At 51.0% G+C, this 20,234-nt stretch carries 22 protein-coding genes, 1 tRNA gene and 2 pseudogenes; 16 read left to right on the top strand and 9 right to left on the bottom strand.

Going from position 1 to position 20,234, the window contains the following annotated elements; translation table 11 throughout:
* The first annotated feature begins 817 nt into the window (after window positions 1-817).
* From ACH0VJ_RS20565 to ACH0VJ_RS20555, 3 genes and pseudogenes are all read left to right on the top strand, one after another.
* Complete coding sequence (locus ACH0VJ_RS20565; protein WP_023193134.1) at window positions 818-1,063, top strand: hypothetical protein; 246 nt, start codon at window positions 818-820, stop codon at window positions 1,061-1,063.
* 90 nt (window positions 1,064-1,153) lie between these two features.
* Window positions 1,154-1,482 (top strand): annotated as a pseudogene (locus ACH0VJ_RS20560) (transposase); the annotation flags it as partial.
* A pseudogene (locus ACH0VJ_RS20555) lies at window positions 1,409-1,698 on the top strand (tyrosine-type recombinase/integrase); the annotation flags it as partial. The pseudogenes ACH0VJ_RS20560 and ACH0VJ_RS20555, both read left to right, overlap by 74 nt.
* A gap of 21 nt (window positions 1,699-1,719) precedes the next feature.
* Here ACH0VJ_RS20555 and ACH0VJ_RS20550 read toward each other — a convergent pair.
* Window positions 1,720-1,796 (bottom strand) — tRNA-Arg (locus ACH0VJ_RS20550).
* A 254-nt stretch (window positions 1,797-2,050) separates the two neighbouring features.
* On the opposite strand from ACH0VJ_RS20550, the gene fimW reads away from it, so the two are divergent.
* From fimW to fimZ, 4 genes are all read left to right on the top strand, one after another.
* A complete protein-coding gene (gene fimW, locus ACH0VJ_RS20545; RefSeq protein WP_000948629.1) occupies window positions 2,051-2,647 on the top strand; it encodes a fimbria biosynthesis transcriptional regulator FimW in 597 nt (198 codons plus the stop codon).
* 161 nt (window positions 2,648-2,808) lie between these two features.
* Window positions 2,809-3,120 (top strand): hypothetical protein, encoded by a 312-nt coding sequence (locus ACH0VJ_RS20540; protein WP_000226506.1) that lies wholly within the window; start codon window positions 2,809-2,811, stop codon window positions 3,118-3,120.
* A gap of 18 nt (window positions 3,121-3,138) precedes the next feature.
* Window positions 3,139-3,861 carry a fimbria biosynthesis regulator FimY gene (gene fimY / locus ACH0VJ_RS20535; RefSeq protein ID WP_001258101.1) on the top strand — a complete coding sequence of 241 codons (723 nt, stop codon included), beginning with the start codon at window positions 3,139-3,141 and terminating at the stop codon, window positions 3,859-3,861.
* A 603-nt stretch (window positions 3,862-4,464) separates the two neighbouring features.
* The gene (fimZ, locus tag ACH0VJ_RS20530; protein WP_000801273.1) at window positions 4,465-5,097 is read left to right on the top strand and encodes a fimbria biosynthesis transcriptional regulator FimZ; all 633 of its coding nucleotides are present in this window, start codon (window positions 4,465-4,467) and stop codon (window positions 5,095-5,097) included.
* Between the two features lie 45 nt (window positions 5,098-5,142).
* Here fimZ and sfmF read toward each other — a convergent pair whose 3' ends face one another.
* From sfmF to fimA, 6 genes are all read right to left on the bottom strand, one after another.
* Window positions 5,143-5,661, bottom strand: a complete 519-nt coding sequence (sfmF, locus tag ACH0VJ_RS20525; protein ID WP_000603405.1) for a fimbria assembly protein — start codon at window positions 5,659-5,661, stop codon at window positions 5,143-5,145.
* 9 nt (window positions 5,662-5,670) lie between these two features.
* Window positions 5,671-6,678 (bottom strand): type 1 fimbria D-mannose specific adhesin FimH, encoded by a 1,008-nt coding sequence (fimH, locus tag ACH0VJ_RS20520; RefSeq protein ID WP_000708667.1) that lies wholly within the window; start codon window positions 6,676-6,678, stop codon window positions 5,671-5,673.
* A gap of 14 nt (window positions 6,679-6,692) precedes the next feature.
* A complete protein-coding gene (locus ACH0VJ_RS20515; RefSeq protein ID WP_000754220.1) occupies window positions 6,693-9,305 on the bottom strand; it encodes a fimbrial biogenesis usher protein in 2,613 nt (870 codons plus the stop codon).
* A gap of 30 nt (window positions 9,306-9,335) precedes the next feature.
* Entirely contained in the window at window positions 9,336-10,028 is a 693-nt protein-coding gene (fimC, locus tag ACH0VJ_RS20510; protein ID WP_001519112.1) for a type 1 fimbria chaperone FimC, read from the bottom strand.
* A 43-nt stretch (window positions 10,029-10,071) separates the two neighbouring features.
* Window positions 10,072-10,605 (bottom strand): type 1 fimbrial protein subunit FimI, encoded by a 534-nt coding sequence (gene fimI / locus ACH0VJ_RS20505; protein WP_000619621.1) that lies wholly within the window; start codon window positions 10,603-10,605, stop codon window positions 10,072-10,074.
* Window positions 10,606-10,679: 74 nt separating this feature from the next.
* The gene (fimA, locus tag ACH0VJ_RS20500) at window positions 10,680-11,237 is read right to left on the bottom strand and encodes a type 1 fimbrial protein subunit FimA (RefSeq protein ID WP_000681032.1); all 558 of its coding nucleotides are present in this window, start codon (window positions 11,235-11,237) and stop codon (window positions 10,680-10,682) included.
* A gap of 546 nt (window positions 11,238-11,783) precedes the next feature.
* Between fimA and folD the strand changes: the two genes are divergently transcribed.
* The 5 genes from folD (at window position 11,784) to ACH0VJ_RS20475 (ending at window position 14,788) form a co-directional block, all read left to right on the top strand.
* Window positions 11,784-12,650 (top strand): bifunctional methylenetetrahydrofolate dehydrogenase/methenyltetrahydrofolate cyclohydrolase FolD, encoded by an 867-nt coding sequence (gene folD / locus ACH0VJ_RS20495; RefSeq protein ID WP_000729165.1) that lies wholly within the window; start codon window positions 11,784-11,786, stop codon window positions 12,648-12,650.
* Between the two features lies 1 nt (window position 12,651).
* A complete protein-coding gene (gene ybcJ, locus ACH0VJ_RS20490; protein ID WP_000190277.1) occupies window positions 12,652-12,864 on the top strand; it encodes a ribosome-associated protein YbcJ in 213 nt (70 codons plus the stop codon).
* A 127-nt stretch (window positions 12,865-12,991) separates the two neighbouring features.
* Window positions 12,992-13,537, top strand: coding sequence for a metal-dependent hydrolase (locus ACH0VJ_RS20485; RefSeq protein ID WP_001143568.1), 546 nt, complete (start codon window positions 12,992-12,994; stop codon window positions 13,535-13,537).
* Window positions 13,530-13,967: an STM0539 family protein gene (locus ACH0VJ_RS20480; protein ID WP_001038580.1), complete on the top strand. Its 438-nt coding sequence runs from the start codon at window positions 13,530-13,532 to the stop codon at window positions 13,965-13,967. The genes ACH0VJ_RS20485 and ACH0VJ_RS20480 overlap by 8 nt, the downstream gene beginning before the upstream one ends.
* The gene (locus tag ACH0VJ_RS20475; RefSeq protein ID WP_000818107.1) at window positions 13,964-14,788 is read left to right on the top strand and encodes a DUF2145 domain-containing protein; all 825 of its coding nucleotides are present in this window, start codon (window positions 13,964-13,966) and stop codon (window positions 14,786-14,788) included. The genes ACH0VJ_RS20480 and ACH0VJ_RS20475 overlap by 4 nt, the downstream gene beginning before the upstream one ends.
* 43 nt (window positions 14,789-14,831) lie before the next feature.
* Here ACH0VJ_RS20475 and cysS read toward each other — a convergent pair whose 3' ends face one another.
* Window positions 14,832-16,217 (bottom strand): cysteine--tRNA ligase, encoded by a 1,386-nt coding sequence (gene cysS / locus ACH0VJ_RS20470; protein ID WP_000912377.1) that lies wholly within the window; start codon window positions 16,215-16,217, stop codon window positions 14,832-14,834.
* A 172-nt stretch (window positions 16,218-16,389) separates the two neighbouring features.
* On the opposite strand from cysS, the gene ppiB reads away from it, so the two are divergent.
* The 4 genes from ppiB (at window position 16,390) to purK (ending at window position 19,300) form a co-directional block, all read left to right on the top strand.
* Window positions 16,390-16,884, top strand: coding sequence for a peptidylprolyl isomerase B (ppiB, locus tag ACH0VJ_RS20465; RefSeq protein WP_000255991.1), 495 nt, complete (start codon window positions 16,390-16,392; stop codon window positions 16,882-16,884).
* A 2-nt stretch (window positions 16,885-16,886) separates the two neighbouring features.
* A complete protein-coding gene (gene lpxH / locus ACH0VJ_RS20460; protein WP_000212287.1) occupies window positions 16,887-17,609 on the top strand; it encodes a UDP-2,3-diacylglucosamine diphosphatase in 723 nt (240 codons plus the stop codon).
* A gap of 117 nt (window positions 17,610-17,726) precedes the next feature.
* The gene (gene purE, locus ACH0VJ_RS20455; RefSeq protein ID WP_000098736.1) at window positions 17,727-18,236 is read left to right on the top strand and encodes a 5-(carboxyamino)imidazole ribonucleotide mutase; all 510 of its coding nucleotides are present in this window, start codon (window positions 17,727-17,729) and stop codon (window positions 18,234-18,236) included.
* A complete protein-coding gene (purK, locus tag ACH0VJ_RS20450) occupies window positions 18,233-19,300 on the top strand; it encodes a 5-(carboxyamino)imidazole ribonucleotide synthase (protein ID WP_000815601.1) in 1,068 nt (355 codons plus the stop codon). Before purE ends, purK begins: the two co-directional genes overlap by 4 nt.
* A 40-nt stretch (window positions 19,301-19,340) precedes the next feature.
* Here purK and ACH0VJ_RS20445 read toward each other — a convergent pair whose 3' ends face one another.
* Window positions 19,341-20,234: a carbamate kinase gene (locus ACH0VJ_RS20445; RefSeq protein ID WP_000855342.1), complete on the bottom strand. Its 894-nt coding sequence runs from the start codon at window positions 20,232-20,234 to the stop codon at window positions 19,341-19,343.

The following is a 20,234-nucleotide window of genomic DNA, read 5'->3' as shown; positions in this document are numbered from 1 at the left end:
AGCGTGTTAAGAACACCGATCGATGTGTACTTAGCGAATAACTTCAACATTATGAAAATCAGCGGATTCGGAAAGGTCTGGAGTGTAGCACTACAAATTGATTTGATCGATAAAGACGATCAATAATCTAGTGTTTGATAGCTTACAACTATCACACACATTAAAATCGATCGTTGCAATCGATAGGTTGATATTGGAAAATGCTGTGAGTTACAGCGAGTTTGATGATTACCTGGTGATTTGGGGCATACAAAGCTTTGTATGTTTCTCGAAGGTGGGTCATGTGTTTGCATTGATAACAGGATAACTTGTTGGCTTAAACGGCGGTTACAGAAACTTCTAAGTCGAGGGTTCCAAGTTCGAATCCCGCAGATTAATAATTTTATAATCAACTATTTACTCTTATTTTAGTATTTTTATTCCACTGTCTATTGGGGATTATGTGCTGCTGGCATGCAGATCATCAGGGGAATGTCGCTGCGTTTTTCAGGGTGTAGATAAAACCGGATTAACAGATGAGAGAGACACTATTGCAGTGGCCTCTACCTATGCGTAGAAATGTATCATCGGCCCATGAGATGCGACTAAATTTGGCACCATGCCGAATGCCGGGAGTACATTTGAGAATAAGCAGTATATTGAGGCTACAGAAAGCGTTAAAAAATGTATTTTGCCCGTCGCGGAATATTACTCATCAAAAATCTCTCTAGTGCACCGTTGCATCTCCGAAATTGGCGGTCATGCGATATTACGACAGACAGGCACGGATATCACTGCCTGATCATTTTTGTCTATTGAGACTATCACGTGGCCGGATGTGAGAATCATCGGCGGGGTTATCGAGAACCTAGATATCTACCAGTTAACCGAAACTACAGCCATTTACTCCAGTTCCACACAGAATTGCAATGCTGATAATGTGCGCACGTTTGGTGGATATAACGGGATTTTCTTCATGCCGCTGGCAACAGGAACTCAAGGGGGCAACTTTGACGGGGTTTCCAATAATGTCTGTCGATTGGAGACGCGTTTCATTGGCCCTGTAGAAGAGAAAGAAAAATAAAACAAGGTGCATCTACGTTTTGTTGAGAGACTGTAATTTAAATTGTGTATCTGCCTGTTTTTGATATATTCATTCCGATAACGAGGACAGGTAAATTGCGGTGATGGCGAGATTGAACTGAACACGCCGCGTGACCGTGAAAACACCTTCAAACCTCAGTTGATTAAGAAGAACCAGACGCGGCTCACACAGATGGACAGCCAGATTTTATCGCTGTATGTCAAAGGCATGGTCACGCGCGAAATCTCCGCCACCTTCAAAGAAATGTACGACGCCGATGTGTCGCTCACATTGATATCCAAAGTCACAGCATCATAAACAAAGCCGTCTTCCTCGCGCTGGGTATCAACACCGAAGGCCAGAAAGCGCAGCCGGGTATATGGCTGGGCGAAAATAAAAATAGAAGACTTTCGCTTTCACGGCCTTAGGCACACATGGGCAAGCTGGTTAATTCAATCAGGAGTTCCACTGTCAGTGCTTTAGGAAATGGGGGATGGAAATCTATTGAAATGATTCACAGATATGCTCACCTTGCGCCTAATCATTTAACGGAACACGCGAGGAAAATAGACGACATTTTTGGTGATGATGTCCCAAATATGTCCCATATGGAAAATAAGGAGGAAATAAAGAAGCGTAACGCGTTGATTTATAAGTGGCGCGCCCTGCAGGATTCGAACCTGCGACCCACGGCTTAGAAGGCCGTTGCTCTATCCAACTGAGCTAAGGGCGCCTTGTGAAGTGAAGACTTCGTGTAGACGAAACGCGAGAATTATACGGTCAGGTACTCCTGAGTCAATGGCTTTTGTTCTGGTTGCTGACTAAGTGTACGAATATCGTCTTTTCTGGCGCAATGCCAGGTTCCAGGAAATCGCCTGGACACATCTCAGCACGCATAAAGTGGGAATTAAGGCCGCCAGTATTTAGAAAATCAATAAGTTTCTTTAATATTTCACCATGATTCACCTGCCGTGTAGGATATTTTTTATGCTGAGTATCGCTATTAAGGAACAAAACAGTCACTTTGAGCATGGTTTGAAAATCATCATGACGCGTCTGGCGAATCAATGGCAGCAGAAAATTGACTTTCTGCCGCCAGAAGAGATAGATAATGCCGATATCGCTTTCCTGGCCCTGGATGATGATTGGTTCAGCGCAGGCTGTTACCAGATACCTATGCATACCCAACATCAGCTACGGGTGATTATTTGTAATAAATGCGATAAAGAAAAGCTCATGTTCAGACCATGTCTGTATATGCTGCCGCATATTTATCGGGAAGATGATGTTGAAGAAATTACCCGGAAAATGATATTGATCTTACATAAGCGAGCGCTTCGACATAGCGTCCCTTCTGGCATTTGCCACTATTGCACGACTCGTCATTTTTCAGTAACAGAACGTCACCTGTTAAAACTGATCGCCAGCGGTTATCATTTAAGCGAAACGGCCGCTTTACTTTCACTTTCTGAAGAGCAGACAAAGTCACTCCGCCGGAGCATTATGCGAAAATTACATGTTAAAACGGAGCAGCAGTTTTTAAAGTATATTAGAGTTAACCTTCATTTCTTACTCAGTAAGTAAACTCACTTAACTTTTTACAAGGCTTACGAAATATCTCACCAATAATTAAGTAACGATACCTACAGGCATTTTTTTAACGCTGCCACAATGATGCCCATAATATCCTGATAGATTCAGGGGTCAAAAATATATGGCTGCATCATAAATGCCTGGAGGAGTGTTTGGTGGCACAGGGTACTTTATTAAAGGAAAGGATAACTCCCCCACACCTGGCGTCTTCGCCAACACGTCATTCATATCTCAACAGCGGATTGTTAAAATCTGAGCCAATCGTTAATCTCTCAACTGCGCAATTAATCGGCTATGAGGTCCTGACGCAACTTCCGTCAAAACATGATAGCGAAGTTTTTTTTCAGCAGTTAATGCTGATGGAAGGCATTGAAACATCAGAGCAACGAAGCATTGCTTTTTACGCTGGTGCAACGATGGGACAAGGTTATTTATGGCCAGCCATATTACCAGATATATATTAGAGCAATGGAAAAAGCAGGATGCGCAGCGTACCACGCAGGGAAAGACACCGCCGTTTAAGAAATGCCAAAGACTGCGCCTGCCGTTATCACTCACCAACGCCGCAGATATTTGATCGCCTTGAGTTACTGGACCAACAGCTTAATAATGCCTTGCCGGTTGGTATCATTTCCCAGGCAATAATTACAACTGATAACTACCTCGGCTATTCATTGAGTCACTACTTATTTTCCGGAAAACGTGCCGCAGCATTCCGCTCATTAGATGACATTTCTTTGTGGATTGAAAAGGGGTCGCTCAGACAACTGATTGTAGATATGGAGGCGCTACCTGTCTCCTGTATTGAGGCGCTTAACCAGCTACGCGCGCTCAGTTGGCAACAAAGCGATATCCAGATTTACCTGCTGGTATCAGATAAAACCCCCGCTATAACACAGTTTATCCGTATGGCTGGGCGTTTTTTTGTTCTGTCACGACAACAAAATCTGGCCTCAGTACGCGAAGCCTTGTTATCAGCCGCCAAACCTCGCTTATCGGAAAGCTTTAGCCGTACTGACTGGTTGATGATTGAAACTTTAGCGCAAGGCGCCTCTTTAAAAGAAATAGCACGTCAGCAAAGCGTACCTTATCATCGTGTAGTTTACCGGCTTAAACAACTTATCACCCTCCTTAACCTTCCCCACAGGCAAAGCTTTCTTCGGCTGATCCAGCAGTTAAACGTTACTTTCCACGACATTTTTTAACGAACTAACGTTTTGGTGAATAAGATTTTTTAAGAAATTACTTATTTTTACTTCCATTAAATGTAAATATTTCACATAAAATTAATATTTACAACTCGTCCTGGTAAGCGATAAAAATTTTTTTCTTACACCGTCCCCTGTTCCTCCTCGTTTTTTGAGGTCTCCAGCGTAAACATCTTTCTGTTATTACATAACAAATACTAAACAATTAGTCTTTCATATTATTTTTATACTTAAAAACAACAGTTTAAACTACTCAATGTCAACTCTAAAGAAAATAACTCTACCACGAACAAATTTTCTATAACGCCACAGAACATCCTACCCGCTATCCATAATTCGCATTTCGCAAGACTTTTCCGAGAAATCAGACCAGGTATAATCCATATTGTTTTTACTTAATCAGAAATTTCTTTTTTGTTGGTGCGAAATGGATATTCCACATATTTATTACTCTTACGCAAAATAGCCAGTCAACAGGGAGGTCTCATTCTTTATTATTGCTCCACTGTGTGGTGTGTAGATCTGGCTATTTCACAATCTTTAAGGTGTCTGACGCTTATTATAAAACGAAGGACGCATAACAGTCTGAGGCATACAACAATGAAACCTGCATCTGTTATCATTATGGACGAACACCCTATTGTAAGAATGTCGATCGAAGTTTTACTCGGTAAAAATAGCAATATTCAGGTTGTCCTGAAAACGGATGATAGCCGAACAGCGATAGAGTATCTGCGCACTTATCCTGTTGACCTTGTCATTCTGGATATTGAATTACCGGGCACCGACGGCTTTACCTTACTTAAACGAATCAAATCTATCCAGGAACATACCCGGATACTTTTTTTATCGTCGAAATCAGAGGCTTTTTATGCCGGAAGAGCAATAAGAGCGGGCGCAAACGGATTTGTAAGTAAACGCAAAGACCTCAATGATATTTATAATGCGGTAAAAATGATTTTATCCGGCTATTCTTTTTTCCCATCTGAGACGCTTAACTTTATCAGTAATACCCGTACCCCCAAAGGCGGGCACCATGATATGCCACTTTCTAACCGCGAAGTTACCGTGCTGCGCTATCTGGCCAATGGAATGTCTAACAAAGAAATTGCCGAGCAACTTTTATTGAGTAACAAGACTATCAGCGCGCATAAGGCCAATATATTTTCTAAACTTGGCCTTCACTCTATCGTTGAGCTTATCGATTACGCCAAATCACACGAATTATTGTAAATGTACTCCCGGCGAATTATCGTTCGGGAGCCACAATAACGGACACTAATTGTAATTGATCAGGAAGGTCGCATCCGCGTTAGCAAGTCCGGGCTGCACGCCATCGGCTAAGGCGATATAGTTCGCATAGAATTTCAGGGTAGCATTGCCGTTGTTGTCAATATCGACGGCCTTGCTGGCCTGTTCAAGTGGCAATCGACGTTGATCGCCATCGCGAATTTCAATCGCCAGTTTTTGCGCCATTGCCGTATCAGCAAGCGCCAGTAATGCCGTGCCGGGCGCTGGCGTCCCGGAAAACGTTATAGACGCCGACCCCGGCGGGCAACCTTCAAGTTTTAGGCTAAAGGCTACCGGTTGCGTAGCGTCACCGGCGGCGTGAAGCTGTTTTGTCGGCCAGGTGCCGAGGTTAACCGACTTGTTACTGTCGCCCGCAACCACGGCACAGGTAAAATCCACCACGTTACCGCGCAGTTCAATATTCACTTCGCCCAGAGATGAGTTGGCCTGACTCAGCGGGCTGAACAAAACACAACCGATAGCGATGAAAACGCGCCGAAGGATCATTATGCCTCCTTAATCATAATCGACTCGTAGATAGCCGCGCGCAGTAAACGGCCCTTCCGCCGGTTTAATCCCCGTCACGCTGATTGGCCAGGCGCGAATACCTACGCGAGCGGCGGCGTTATCATCAAGATGAAACGGAATTTTGCTCGACAAATTATTGGGTGTGAGCGGCGTACCGTTGCTATTAGCAACCACAAAGCCTAAATCCGGATTATCGGACACCATCGCCTGTCCTGAGGCCTTTTCGGCTTCAAGCCGCATCGATAAATAGGCCTGCGCCGCGACGTTGGTACATTTGATAGCAATGGTTTTCGTTTGCGGCGTGACGCCTTGCGGACGATTACCCGCCCCCGCCTGACTAAATAACGACGCGCCGATATCGCCGAAATCAAACTCCACGACCTGTCCGGCATTCACTTCACAGTTTTGCGGTACTTCCACTTTGCCGCTGTAGCTAATGGTATACACCGGCGTGCTCAACGCGTCGCCGGTAGAGGTCGTCACATAGACGGTAAACATTGTCTGGCGAGGGATCGTCACCATATTAATAAAAGGCCGTATCACTTTTAATTTAAAAACCAGCTTTGAGTCCTGCACGCCAAACGGCATTTGCTGCGACACGTTAGAATCGACGCCCATGCGAATATAGTTACGGGGCGGATAAAATACGCCAGCGACACTATCGGTGATGCTCATCGCGCCCAGAAGGTAGTCATTCAGTTTGAGGTATTTAAAATTTCCTTCGGTGCTTCGTACCGGTAATTCTGATACATAGCTTCGGTAGGTATAATTTACCATTGTCCCCTCCGGGCACGTCGCGTTTACGCCGACCCAACCTGATTTTTCCGGCAACGTCACCACCTGTCCCGGCTGATTATTGCCGCTGGTGAAAACATCTGACAGGTCGTAAAAGATATCGGTCGCCGTCCCGTTTGAATTGCGGCAAACCGTCGCCAGCGCGGGATGGGTGAAAAAGAGCGCGGTCCCCGCCAGCAATAGCGCTGAGTATATTTTCATCTCTATTTTTCCTTTTATGACGCCGGACGGATACAGGTCGCGCTGGCTATCGTAATCGCCTGCTTCAGGCTATCCTCCGCCAGGGCGTAAGGGGCGATACAACGCGCGTTTTTCCCCTCTCCCCACTGGATGAACAGTTCACCTTTTAGCGGCAAGCCGCTCAGATAAATTTGCCCATCATCGCCGACCATACTGGTAATGCCGCTGGCGGTTTCTCGTACTATCGCGCCAAACGGTAACGGACGTCCGCCAAGCCTCGCGGTAATGATTGCCCTTACGCCTATCCGCGTATCAAAAGCAGCCCGCACCAGCGCGCCCTCTGTCGGCACTACGCTGCTGACGTTATTTTCGACATCGGTATGGTTGTCCATCGTGTTGGTATCTAACGCGACGCGGTTATAGCGATATACCGTGGCGTAGGGCATTACCGCATAACCCCGCCAGTCCGTTTTCACGCCGGTCTGGTTTTCGATGCGCACGCCTTTCGCTCCCGGCGCTTTAATCAAGACATTGGTATCGCCCAACGGTTGGCTAAACGTAATACCATCCGCATGACCGACCACGCCGCCGGAAAGTTGCCAGTTATAGTCATGCTGATCGCGATCGTAGTTATATCCCACGCCCAGCGTGCCATACGTCGCCTGCCAGCTAGCGCTGGCGCTGCCGCTATAACCATTGCTACTGCTACGCCCTTGCGTCACGCTGTAGCTCAGATTACGTCCTTCCAGAAGCGTGCCGCCCACGCCGGTCTGCCAGCTATTGTCGCCGTCGCGGTTGCGGTTGGCGTTAAACGTGGCATAAGTACGATCAAGAAGAGTGTCGCGCGCATAGCGCCGTCCGGTCAGAACGCTAAACGGAACGGACATATTGAATGCCAGAATGCGGTCGGCGCCTGAGATCCCCACCGACTCGCTCCACGACCATGACAGCGAATAACTTATGCCTTGCCATCCACTGGCGTATCCCAGTTGATACCAGGTATTGGTATCCGCCGTATTCCAGTAATTTTGTTGACTGCCGGAAAGATACAGTGACCCGTAATCCCCCAGGTTTTGCGAAATATTGACCTGAAAGCGGCCTTTTTTGCTGTAGCGGAGATTGTGGTAGCTCTGCGCCACCGGCACTTTATGGCGGCGTCCGTCGCTATCGTATTCGTAGTCGTATCCTTCCATACTGCGGTATGCCACATCATCCAGGGTGTAAAATCCGCGCGTGGAATAGCGGTAACCCAGCAATTGAAAATTAGTCCCGTAATTATTCAGCGATTTGGCGTACAGAAAACGCAACGATTGCCCCTGATGGGTGCTGTTATCTGCCAGTTGGCTACGCGCATGTGTGACATCGACCGACACGGCACCCCAGTCGCCCAAATTTCGCCCCGCCCCGACCACCACGGCACGGTAACGATCGGCAAGTTGCGTACCACCGTAAGCCGTCAGCCCCGCAGGCAGGCCGGCAATCACCGTTCCCTGGAAAAAGAATGGCGAAGACTGCTGACTATTGCCGCTGCGAAAATCCCCGGCCACCAGGTCATACTTCACCCTGCCCTCACGCTGCAATAGCGGAACGGTAGAGTAAGGCACCGTGTAACGTTGTTGGCTACCGTCTTTTTCATCTACCGTCACCTCAAGGTCGCCGCTGGAAGAGGTAGGATTAAGATCGGTAATCGCAAACGCGCCCGGCGACACATAGCTTTGGTAGATAACATACCCGTTCTGTCGTATCGTCAGCTTTGCCGCCGTCCGGGCGATTCCTCTAACCGTGGGGGCGTAGCCCTGCAGGCTATCGGGATACATATTGTCAGAAGAGTACAGCCGCGCTCCGCGAAAGCCGACGCTGTCGAAAACATCGTTCCCGGTATTGCTGTCCCCCATGACCAGTTCGCTTTTTAGCGGAATGATGGCGCGCTGTACCCAGGTGCCAATGTTGTTCCAGCGTTGCGAATGATAGCCGTCCCCTTTCGAATAATTCCAGGCTCCGTTATTACGCAGCCGCCAGGGGCCATAGTTCAACCCGCTCAGCAGACTCAAAAAATAGCTATCGCTGTCTGTTCCGCGGCTACCGGTAAAACTGTAATTAATGAGTGCGGCAGGTATCCCTTCATCCCACTCTTCCGGCGGGATATAGCCACGCGCGCTGTTGAGCAATGACGCCTGCGGCAAGCTAATGTTTAAGCGCATCGACGCGAAATCAAACGCGACCTCCGCGCCCGGGATTTTCTCAGGAAGGTGAATACACGTGGTATCGACGCCTTTATCTGAGACAGGGAACGCCGCGGTATTCACGCCCAGCCGTTTAATCCACTCCGGTGTAAAACAAGGCATCAGGCCGCCGGATTTATCGCCGGCGCCCACGGCGCCCGCCTCAAAACGAATATCCTGCGTCGCTACGAATTCGTCGTTACGCCAGATATCCACCCGGTAAATACCGGGCGGCTGATGATTACCTTTTTCAAAGCGAGATAAATCCGCCACGGACGCGGTATCCGCCGACAAAAACGCAGGGTTGAAATAACTTTCGCCGCGGCTCGTCAGCGGACACAGCGCCGCCAGCACCGACAGCGCCACGCCGCTTAACGGTGATACATAGCCGGGAAATCGCCCTGCAAACCAGGTTGTCTTCTTCATCGTGTTCTCGTGTGGCTTCACGCTCTCTGCTTAACCGAGACTGGCCGTTGTCGCCGACGTCAATGCGCCGTAATCATTGACGGTCTGAAATGTCACGCTGCCCTGCGCGCCAGTCGGTAAGGGAATTTGCATGTCGCTTTTTGGCGCGATCATCACGTTATCAATCTTTTTCGCGCCCACGCTGATATTGACCAGCGTGAGGTAATAAGCAGATGGGTTGGTTATCTTGAGATGGTTGCCGACACGGGAAAATTTCAGCAAGGTCGGCGCGTCTTCCGGCGTCTGCGGCAAATTCGCCGGACGCACGAACAGTTTGATGCGCGACAGAATCGCCAGTTGCAGAACGTTTTTTCCTTCAATATGACTTTTATCGACCGACGGGATGGCTTTCACGTTCATCCAGAATAACGACTCCCGATCCCCGGGTAGCGGTTGCCCGGCGTAGATAATACGCAGCGTGTTTTCGCTTTTGGGTTCGCTGACGAATAAAGGCGGCGTAACGATAAACGTTTTTTCTTTCTGCCCGGCGCTATTTTCGATCCATGAATTGACGAGGTAACGTTCTTGAGTATCGCTATTACTGATTGCCAGAGAAGTCTGTTTCGCCGCCGAGGGATAAATAACGCGCGTGGCGCCTAATGCAATCCCCCCCGCTGCCTGTACGTTCAGCGAAGTAAATAACGTGAGAAGAACAATAAAGCCTAATTTTATACTATTCAGCATGGTAAAAAATACCTTTTGCATTGAGTCACGTCGGCAAGAAAATTCATGGGTAAACCAGCGTAAACCACACTTCTGAATGAATTCGTCCCGGCGTCATATTTTCTGAAATTGCCCGATAGCGGGCAGTAAAATGCAAAGTCATTTCTGACGTTAAAATGGGCGTGTAATGAAGCGGTAATGTGTTAGGTATGATTTGCCGCTGCTGGTCATCAAATAACGCCAGGCCGATTCCGGCATTACCGATACCCTCGCCGCTGGCCAGAAAAACATGGGGATCTTCCGCAGGCGTAACGCCGGCAAACGCAATGCCGACATGACGCCAGACTTCCGCGCTACAGGAGATTAACCGTAACGAAAATGGAACGCTGACGGGAGCGAAGCTGCCAGGACCGGTAAACGCATTCGAGCGGTACTGTCCCATCAGTACGCGCAAATTCTGGCTTTCAGTGGCGACAGCGCAGCCGCCATTGACCAGTTGTCCGCGCAGGTGAACACGCCCGCTCTCCACCATTACCGGCTGCGCAATAACGGGCGACATCAAAACAAGCCCCACTAGCGCCGCGCCTTTCCTTATCATCTGCTATGTTCTCTTTTATCCCCGATAGCCTCTTCCGTTGAGGCGCCTCCCTTCCCTGGCGTTCCCTGACGGGATTATTCGTATTTCATGATAAAGGTGGCGTCGGCATTAGCCTGGCCTGGCGTCGTGGCGGCGGCGGTTGCCTTATAGCGTGCGGTAAAACGCAGCGTATTGGTGCCTTCAACCAGCGCCTGCTTCGCCGAGAAGGTCGCGCCGTCCGGCTTCAACGGTGAGGAGGTGTTATCAAGAATCTCAATCCCGACGCCGGTTGCGGTAGTGCTATTGTCCGCAGAGGAGACCGCCAGCAAATTAGGGTTGGTGTTATCTGCCTGACCAGAGAAAGCCACGGCAGCGGTGGCCGCCACTTTCGGATCGCAGTCATTCAGGACGATGGAGAAAGGCACCTGCGCAGTCGTATTACCAATCGCCGTAAAGCTGGCGGTACGGTATTGACCCAGCGTCACCGTTTGATCGGCGGATTTAGTGCTAACGGCACAGGCTGCATTAACCAGTTTACCTTCGAAATGAATAGTACCGCCACTCACGCTCACCGGAGTCGGATCAGCCGCAACCGCTGCGCCAGCGACAAACATCAGACTCGCAATAGTAGAGGTCATTAATTTATGTTTCATGGATTTCCCTTGAATTACACACACCCGGTTTCGGCATCCTGTCGGCTCCGTTTGAATTATTATCGACATAGCATGTCAGAAAAGTTATCTCTGCATCCTGTAAAGATAGATATCGCAGATTAATTAGTTTTCTGTTTCTCCCCTGAGTATCAGACGCAGTAATTAATCTTTGCGAACATGACATTTCGTCACGGTAATAAATTAAACATTTCGCTAAATAAAAAATAGCCGCAAACTCTTTTAATGACCTAAGCTAATTCTTATTGGGATATAAGAAGGGTCTAATCTTATTTTGTATAAAATGTCGCATTATGCCGCCCGATGCTATTAACGACGAGGGATTACGGTAACCATAGCCAGGGTGATGAATTGTTTCTTTTTGGTTAATCATGGCGCGCTTACGGGTCACGTCTCAGCATCGGCAACGAACGGGGGAGACGTCGCGTTTGCATCGGAAACACAAACGTTAACTGACAGCGAGGCCCGCTTCTGACAAAATAGCGTCATCCCCTTTGACTTGAAGTAACAGATGGAATCTTCTCTCTGATGGCAGCAAAGATTATTGACGGTAAAACGATTGCGCAGCAGGTGCGATCTGAGGTTGCTCAAAAAGTTCAGGCACGCGTCGCAGCAGGACTTCGCGCTCCCGGCCTGGCTGTGGTGTTGGTCGGCAGCAATCCGGCCTCACAGATTTATGTCGCAAGCAAACGTAAAGCGTGCGACGAAGTGGGATTCGTCTCCCGCTCCTATGACCTGCCAGAAACCACCAGCGAAGCCGAACTGCTGGCGCTTATCGATACTCTGAATGCAGATAACACGATCGACGGTATTCTGGTGCAGTTGCCTTTACCGGCAGGTATCGACAACGTTAAAGTGCTGGAGCGTATCGCGCCAGATAAAGACGTAGACGGTTTCCATCCTTATAATGTCGGTCGTCTGTGTCAGCGTGCGCCGCGCCTGCGTCCCTGTACGCCCCGCGGTATTGTGACGCTGCTTGAGCGTTACAATATTGATACCTACGGCCTGAATGCGGTGGTCATTGGCGCGTCCAATATCGTTGGACGCCCGATGAGCATGGAGCTGCTGCTGGCTGGCTGTACGACTACCGTTACGCACCGCTTTACCAAAGATCTGCGTCACCATGTCGAGCATGCTGATTTGCTCATTGTCGCCGTAGGTAAACCGGGCTTTATTCCCGGCGAATGGATTAAAGAAGGCGCAATTGTGATTGATGTCGGTATTAACCGTCTGGAAAATGGCAAGGTCGTTGGCGACGTCGTGTTTGACGAAGCCGCGGCGCGCGCGTCATACATCACGCCAGTACCGGGCGGCGTCGGCCCGATGACGGTCGCCACGCTTATCGAAAACACGCTGCAGGCGTGCATTGAATATCACGATCCACAAGGAAAATAATATGGCGACATTCTCTTTAGGCAAGCACCCGCACGTCGAGCTGTGCGATCTGCTCAAGCTGGAAGGCTGGAGCGAAAGCGGCGCGCAGGCGAAAATCGCCATTGCCGACGGGTTGGTGAAGGTTGATGGCGCGGTTGAAACGCGTAAACGCTGCAAAATTGTCGCCGGGCAAACCGTTAGCTTTGAAGGCCAAAGTGTGAACATCGTGGCCTGATACAGAGTGCCGGATAGCGACGCAAAGCGTCTTATCCGGCCTGATTACGCTGTCTTTTCAGATAATCATCCACTTAATCCTCTGCGTTCCAACTGCTAGCATGGCTATTTCCCTGTGAACGATCGCTATGCCTACCGTTATCACCCACGCCGCCGTTCCTCTGTGTCTTGGCGCAGGCTTAGGCCTGAAAGTTATCCCTCCTCGCCTGCTGTTTGCCGGTGTTGTGCTGGCGATGCTCCCCGATGCCGACGTGCTGGCCTTTAAATTTGGCATCGCCTACGGCAACGTATTTGGCCATCGCGGATTTACCCACTCTTTACTTTTCGCATTCGTCCTCCCCCTGTTGTGCGTACTCGCGGGACGACGATGGTTTCGAGCGGGGCAGGTGCGCTGCTGGCTGTTTTTAACCGTTTCATTGTTGTCGCACAGCCTGCTGGATTCGATAACCACGGGTGGTAAAGGCGTCGGATGGCTGTGGCCGTGGTCGGATGAACGTTTCTTTGCACCCTGGCAGGTGATTAAAGTCGCGCCGTTTGCGCTTTCAAGCTACATCACGCCGTATGGACATCAGGTCATTCTCTCAGAATTGCTGTGGGTGTGGTTGCCGGGAAGTATTTTAGTGTTATTTCTATGGGTACTTAAAACGCATATTAAAAGGAATCAATATGAATAAAATGACATTCGCCGCCGCGGTCGTCTGTTTCTCATTTTCCCACGCCAGCTATAGCGAAGAAATGTCTGCCACTGGATGGTATGCGGCATCGTCTGCGGTTGTCAGCGTGGGCAGTTCCGCACTGGTTAGCGGAATTATACTCTCCCCCGTACTGCTGCCGCTCAACCTGAGCATTGGATCTGTTGTCGAAAATAAAAAGCAAAAAACCGCGCTGTTAACCACTAAGTCCCCCGATAACAAAGACATTAAAATGCAAGTTCCGCTACATGTCGTCAAAGAAGGCAACCTCAAAGCAGGTGATAAAGTCACTCTGGAAAAAACGCAGGAAGGCACCGGCGCTTATTTGAAAAAAGAGGGCAAAGTCCTTGCCCATATGGTAAATCAGGACGACGCAGGACTTTCCAGCAACCAGACGGTACCGGCCAAATGAAGCGATTCGCGTTTGCCCTGTGGCTCAGCGCAATCTCGCTCAACGCTTATGCAGACAGTGCTAACTGTCACCAAAAAGCAAACACGCCGGAGAACATCGCAGCGACAATGGATCAGGCGCTACAGCTCAAACAACAGCTTAACAGTCAACCCGATCCGGTCGTCATTCTGGTTCGCCAGGGGCAAGATATGTCGAGCCGACATTTAACCTGGTCACATGCTGGCTATGCCATGCGCCAGCCAAACGGAGACTGGCGGGTTTACCATAATCTGAATACTTGCGGAACCGCTGAATCAGCGCTCTATATACAAGGTCTGTATGAGTTTCTGGCTGATGACCTGGTGAATCAGAGCATTGCCGTTTTGCGCCCGCGTTCAGATATCGCGACGGCATTACAAACGCTCTTACATAGCGCTACCAAACTCAATCTCTTCCACAGTCCCCGCTATAACCTGATTGCGTGGCCTTTTTCCGGCCCTTATCAGAATTCGAATGGCTGGCTTCTCGAAGTGTTTGCGCGAGCAAACGATGCGCAGGTTTGGTCACGTAATGATGCCCGCCGCTGGTTGCAGCTTCAGGGTTATCAACCCTCTATCGTTAGTGCTGGCACTTTTGAACGATTAGGCGCAAAACTGTTCACCCCTAACGTTTTCACCGACGATCAGCCAGCAGAATTGCTGCGAAAAGGAAATGTGGGGCTAAACAGCGGCGACAGCGTCATCCGCTTTATTGCCCATTACAGCCGGGCAATACCCGGGTGTGAACATCAGAATCTGGGGGAGTCGGTGTGTGTTTATCTTTCGCCCGGTGCGAAAAAATAAAAAACAGGCCGTTCTATGCAAATAGAGCGGCCTGTAAAAGCGCTTACTTACGTCGCCAGGTGGTGCCCTGCGGGCCATCTTCCAGAATAATACCCATTTCAGTGAGACGATCGCGCGCCGCGTCCGCCGCCGCCCAGTCTTTCGCTTTACGGGCATCCAGACGCTGTTGAATCAAGGCTTCAATTTCCGCAACTTCACCGTCATCCGCCTGCGCGCCGCTTTGCAGGAAAACATCCGGCTCCTGCTCCAGCAGTCCCAGCACGCCGGAAATCTTCCGCAGATGAGACGCCATCGCATTCGCGGCGGTCATATCTTCGCCCTTCAGACGGTTGACTTCACGCGCCATATCAAACAGGACGGAGTAGGCTTCCGGGGTATTGAAATCGTCATTCATCGCCTCCACGAAACGCGCTTCAAACGCCTCGCCGCCCGCCGGGGCCGCTGATTTATCCGTTCCACGCAATGCGGTGTATAACCGCTCCAGCGAGGCGCGCGCCTGCTTGAGGTTCTCTTCGCTGTAGTTCAGTTGGCTACGGTAATGCCCGGACATCAGGAAGTAGCGCACGGTTTCCGCATCGTAGTATTTCAGCACGTCGCGCACGGTAAAGAAGTTGCCCAGCGATTTGGACATCTTCTCGCGATCCACCATCACCATACCGGAGTGCATCCAGTAGTTGACGTATTCGCCGTCATGCGCGCAGGTAGACTGGGCAATCTCGTTTTCATGGTGCGGGAACATCAGATCGGAACCGCCGCCGTGAATATCAAAATGGTTGCCCAACTGCTTGCAGTTCATCGCCGAACATTCAATGTGCCAGCCCGGACGCCCTTCGCCCCACGGCGACGGCCAGCTCGGCTCGCCCTCTTTCGACATTTTCCACAGCACGAAGTCCATCGGGTTACGCTTCACGTCAACGACATCTACGCGCGCGCCCGCCTGAAGCTGCTCAAGATCCTGACGGGAAAGCTGCCCATAAGTCGGATCGGTCGGTACATCGAACATCACATCGCCGTTATCCGCCACATAGGCGTGTCCTTTCTCGATTAAGGTGCGGGTGAGCTCGATAATTTCCTGAATATGGTGCGTCGCACGCGGCTCGCTGTCCGGACGCAGAATATTCAGCGCGTCGAAGTCCTGATGCATTTCCGCAATCATTCTGTCGACCAGCGCGACAAAACTTTCGCCGTTTTCATTGGCGCGTTTAATAATTTTATCGTCGATATCGGTAATGTTACGCACATACTTCAGCTTATAACCGAGAAAACGCAAATAGCGCGCGACAACGTCAAAAGCGACAAACGTGCGTCCGTGGCCAATGTGGCAGAGATCGTAAACGGTGATACCACACACGTACATGCCGACTTCCCCGGCATGAATGGGTTTGAATTCCTCTTTTTGGCGCGTCAGTGTATTAAAAATTTTTAACATCGAAGATTCCGTATAGACGTGTGTGGGTAATAATCTCTGTATGATACATATTATTCGTAATCGAAGCAGCACACTTTGCAAGGTGATCGCAGCTTACGGTTATGCTATAACAAGCCCCTATATGTGCCCCATTGCGGGCTAAAGCACCACTCTCTTGGAACAGGATGCAAAAATGGTTACTTTCCACACTAATCACGGCGATATCGTAATCAAAACCTTTGATGATAAAGCGCCTGAAACAGTTAAAAACTTCCTGGACTACTGCCGCGAAGGTTTTTACAACAACACCATTTTCCACCGTGTGATTAACGGTTTTATGATTCAGGGCGGCGGCTTTGAGCCGGGCATGAAACAGAAAGCCACCAAAGAGGCGATCAAAAACGAAGCCAACAATGGTCTGAAAAATACCCGTGGTACGCTGGCGATGGCGCGTACTCAGGCACCACACTCGGCTACCGCGCAATTCTTCATCAACGTGGCAGACAACGACTTCCTGAACTTCTCCGGCGAAAGTCTGCAGGGCTGGGGCTACTGCGTCTTTGCGGAAGTCGTAGAAGGTATGGACGTGGTAGATAAAATCAAAGGCGTCGCCACTGGCCGTAGCGGTATGCACCAGGACGTACCAAAAGAAGACGTCATCATTGAAAACGTGACCGTCAGCGAGTAATCGTGGCGACACTGTTTATTGCAGACTTGCATCTGCAAACGGAAGAACCGGCGATCGTCGCCGGTTTTCTGCGTTTTTTAGCCGTAGAAGCCCGTCAGGCCGACGCGCTGTATATTCTTGGCGATCTCTTCGAGGCCTGGATTGGCGACGACGACCCCAACCCGCTACATCGTGAAATGGCCGTTGCCATTAAATCGCTGGTTGATTCCGGCGTCCCCTGCTTCTTTATTCATGGTAATCGCGACTTCCTGATTGGCAAACGCTTTGCCCGCGAAAGCGGCATGATTCTACTGCCGCAGGAAAAAGTGCTCGACCTGTATGGCCGCAATGTGTTGATTATGCACGGCGATACGCTCTGTACCGATGATGCCGGATATCAGGCGTTTCGCGCCAAAGTCCATAATCCGTGGGTTCAACGACTATTCCTTACCCTGCCGCTGTTTATCCGCCGCCGTATCGCCGCCAGAATGCGCGCCGGCAGTAAAGCCGCCAACAGCAGCAAATCGCTGGATATTATGGACGTCAATGCGCAGACCGTCGTCGCCGAAATGGAAAAACACCGCGTACAGTGGCTGGTTCACGGTCACACCCACCGCCCGGCGGTGCATGAACTTTCCGTCAACGACCAGCCCGCGTTCCGCGTGGTGTTAGGCGCATGGCATCATGAAGGTTCAATGGTAAAAGTCACGCCGGATAACGTGGAGTTAATCGCCTTCCCCCTGTAAATGTTCGTCGAATCGTCCGTTACGGCGCACACGCAACCGTTTTCCTTGCCTGATTATCATGCTATTCTCTGACACTTCAAAAGCAGCGTGTCCCGCACCACAGGAGTTTTAAGACGCATGTCTTCCCGCAATAATCCGGCGCGTGTCGCCATCGTGATGGGGTCCAAAAGCGACTGGGCTACCATGCAATTCGCCGCCGAAATTTTTGAAATTCTGGATGTCCCGCACCATGTAGAAGTGGTTTCCGCCCATCGCACCCCCGATAAACTGTTCAGCTTCGCCGAAACGGCGGAAGAGAACGGATATCAAGTGATTATTGCCGGCGCGGGCGGCGCGGCGCACCTGCCGGGAATGATTGCGGCAAAAACGCTGGTCCCGGTACTCGGCGTGCCGGTACAAAGCGCTGCGCTAAGCGGCGTGGATAGCCTCTACTCCATCGTGCAGATGCCGCGCGGCATTCCGGTGGGTACGCTGGCGATCGGTAAAGCCGGTGCCGCTAACGCCGCCCTGCTCGCCGCGCAGATTCTGGCGCAACACGACGCGGAACTGCATCAGCGCATTGCCGACTGGCGCAAAGCGCAAACCGATGAAGTTCTGGAAAATCCCGATCCGCGGGGGACTCTATGAAGCAAGTTTGCGTTCTCGGCAACGGACAACTGGGCCGAATGCTGCGCCAGGCGGGCGAACCGCTAGGTATCGCCGTCTGGCCGGTTGGCCTGGATGCAGAGCCTACCGCCGTGCCGGTACAGCAGAGCGTCATTACCGCAGAGATTGAGCGCTGGCCGGAAACCGCGCTTACCCGCGAGCTGGCGCGCCACCCGGCCTTCGTCAATCGCGATGTATTTCCGATCATCGCCGACCGTCTGACACAAAAACAGCTTTTCGATAAACTGGGACTCGCGACCGCGCCGTGGCAGCTGCTGACCAGCGCCGACGAGTGGTCCGGCATCTTTGACCGTCTGGGAGAACTGGCGATTATTAAGCGTCGCGTTGGCGGCTACGACGGTCGCGGGCAGTGGCGTCTACGCGCGGACGAAACCGGGCAACTGCCGGATGACTGCTATGGCGAATGTATTGTTGAGCGCGGTATCCATTTTTCCGGCGAAGTGTCGTTAGTCGGCGCGCGCGCTCATGACGGCAGTACCGTGTTTTACCCGCTAACGCACAATTTGCATCAGGACGGCATCTTGCGGACCAGCGTCGCGTTCCCACAGGCGAACGCCGAACAGCAGGAGCAGGCGGAATCGATGCTGTCAGCAATTATGCAGGCGTTGAACTACGTCGGCGTAATGGCGATGGAATGTTTTATCACGCCGGAAGGCCTGTTAATCAATGAACTGGCGCCGCGCGTGCATAACAGCGGACACTGGACGCAAAATGGCGCCAGCATCAGTCAGTTTGAATTGCATTTGCGCGCGATTACCGGCCTGCCGTTGCCCGCGCCGGTGATTAACGCCCCGTCGGTGATGATCAATCTGATCGGCAGCGAGCTGAATTACGACTGGCTGAAGCTGCCGCTGGTACATCTGCACTGGTATGATAAAGCGGTACGTCCGGGGCGAAAAGTCGGCCATCTGAATCTGACCGACAGCGATACCTCACGTCTTAGCGCCACCCTGGAAGCGCTCTCTCCGCTCCTGCCGGGCGAATACGCCAGCGGCATTATCTGGGCGCAAAGTAAGCTTAAATAAACGGCGTGGGCGGCGCATTCTCTGTCGCCGCCCGTCGCGATCACAGACAGATGCAGGTTCCCGCTCTGCCCGCCAGGGTATCGTCAATACGCGACAATGCGCCAATCCATGCCGGCTTTCCGCACCGCTTCACATATCCGCTTACCGCGGTCACCTTCGGTCCCATCGCGCCATCGGCTTTGGCAAACGGCGCCAGCTCATCGGGCGAAGCCTGACGAATAGCGCGCTGCTGCGGCGTCCCCCAATGTTCATACACCGCATCCGCATCCGTCAAAATGATCAGACCATCGGCCGCTATCTGCTCCGCCAGCAATGCCGCCGCCAGGTCTTTATCTATCACCGCCTCGACCCCTTCGCCCTCGCCGGCAACAGGTACCCCGCCACCGCCGCTGCAAATCACCACATGGCCCTCTTTTAGCAATAACTCAATAGCGGCGCTTTCGATAATCTGACGCGGCGCCGGGGAAGCAACGACACGGCGCAGATATTTTCCATCACGTTTCATATGCCAGCCATAAGTCGCTTCCAGCGACATTTGCTCTTCTGGCGAATAAACGGGACCGATAAACTTTTCCGGTTCAAGAAAAGCAGGATCGTCCGCCGATACCTTTATCCGCGTTAATACCGCAGTCACCGGCGGCATATCGGGTTCAAGTGCCAGACGCTGCGCCAGCATATAGCCGATCATTCCCTGACTCTCCGCTACCAGCACATCCAGCGGATAAGGCTCAACGGCTTTCCAGGCAAGGTTCTGTAAAGCCAACAGGCCGACCTGGGGGCCGTTGCCATGTACTATCGCCAGCCGATACGAGCGGGCAAGTCGCGCCAGCGCAGGCACCGCGTCGGCAATATTACGATATTGATTCTCTGCCGTTAGCGCTTCTCCGCGCTGCAATAATGCGTTGCCGCCAAGAGCAACTACCAACGTTTTCAT

The organism is Salmonella sp. 2020_1459 (genome assembly GCF_043847915.1).
GTDB lineage: Bacteria > Pseudomonadota > Gammaproteobacteria > Enterobacterales > Enterobacteriaceae > Salmonella > Salmonella enterica.
The sequence above is the reverse complement of the archived record's forward strand: the minus strand, read 5'-3'. Positions and strand labels throughout refer to the sequence as shown.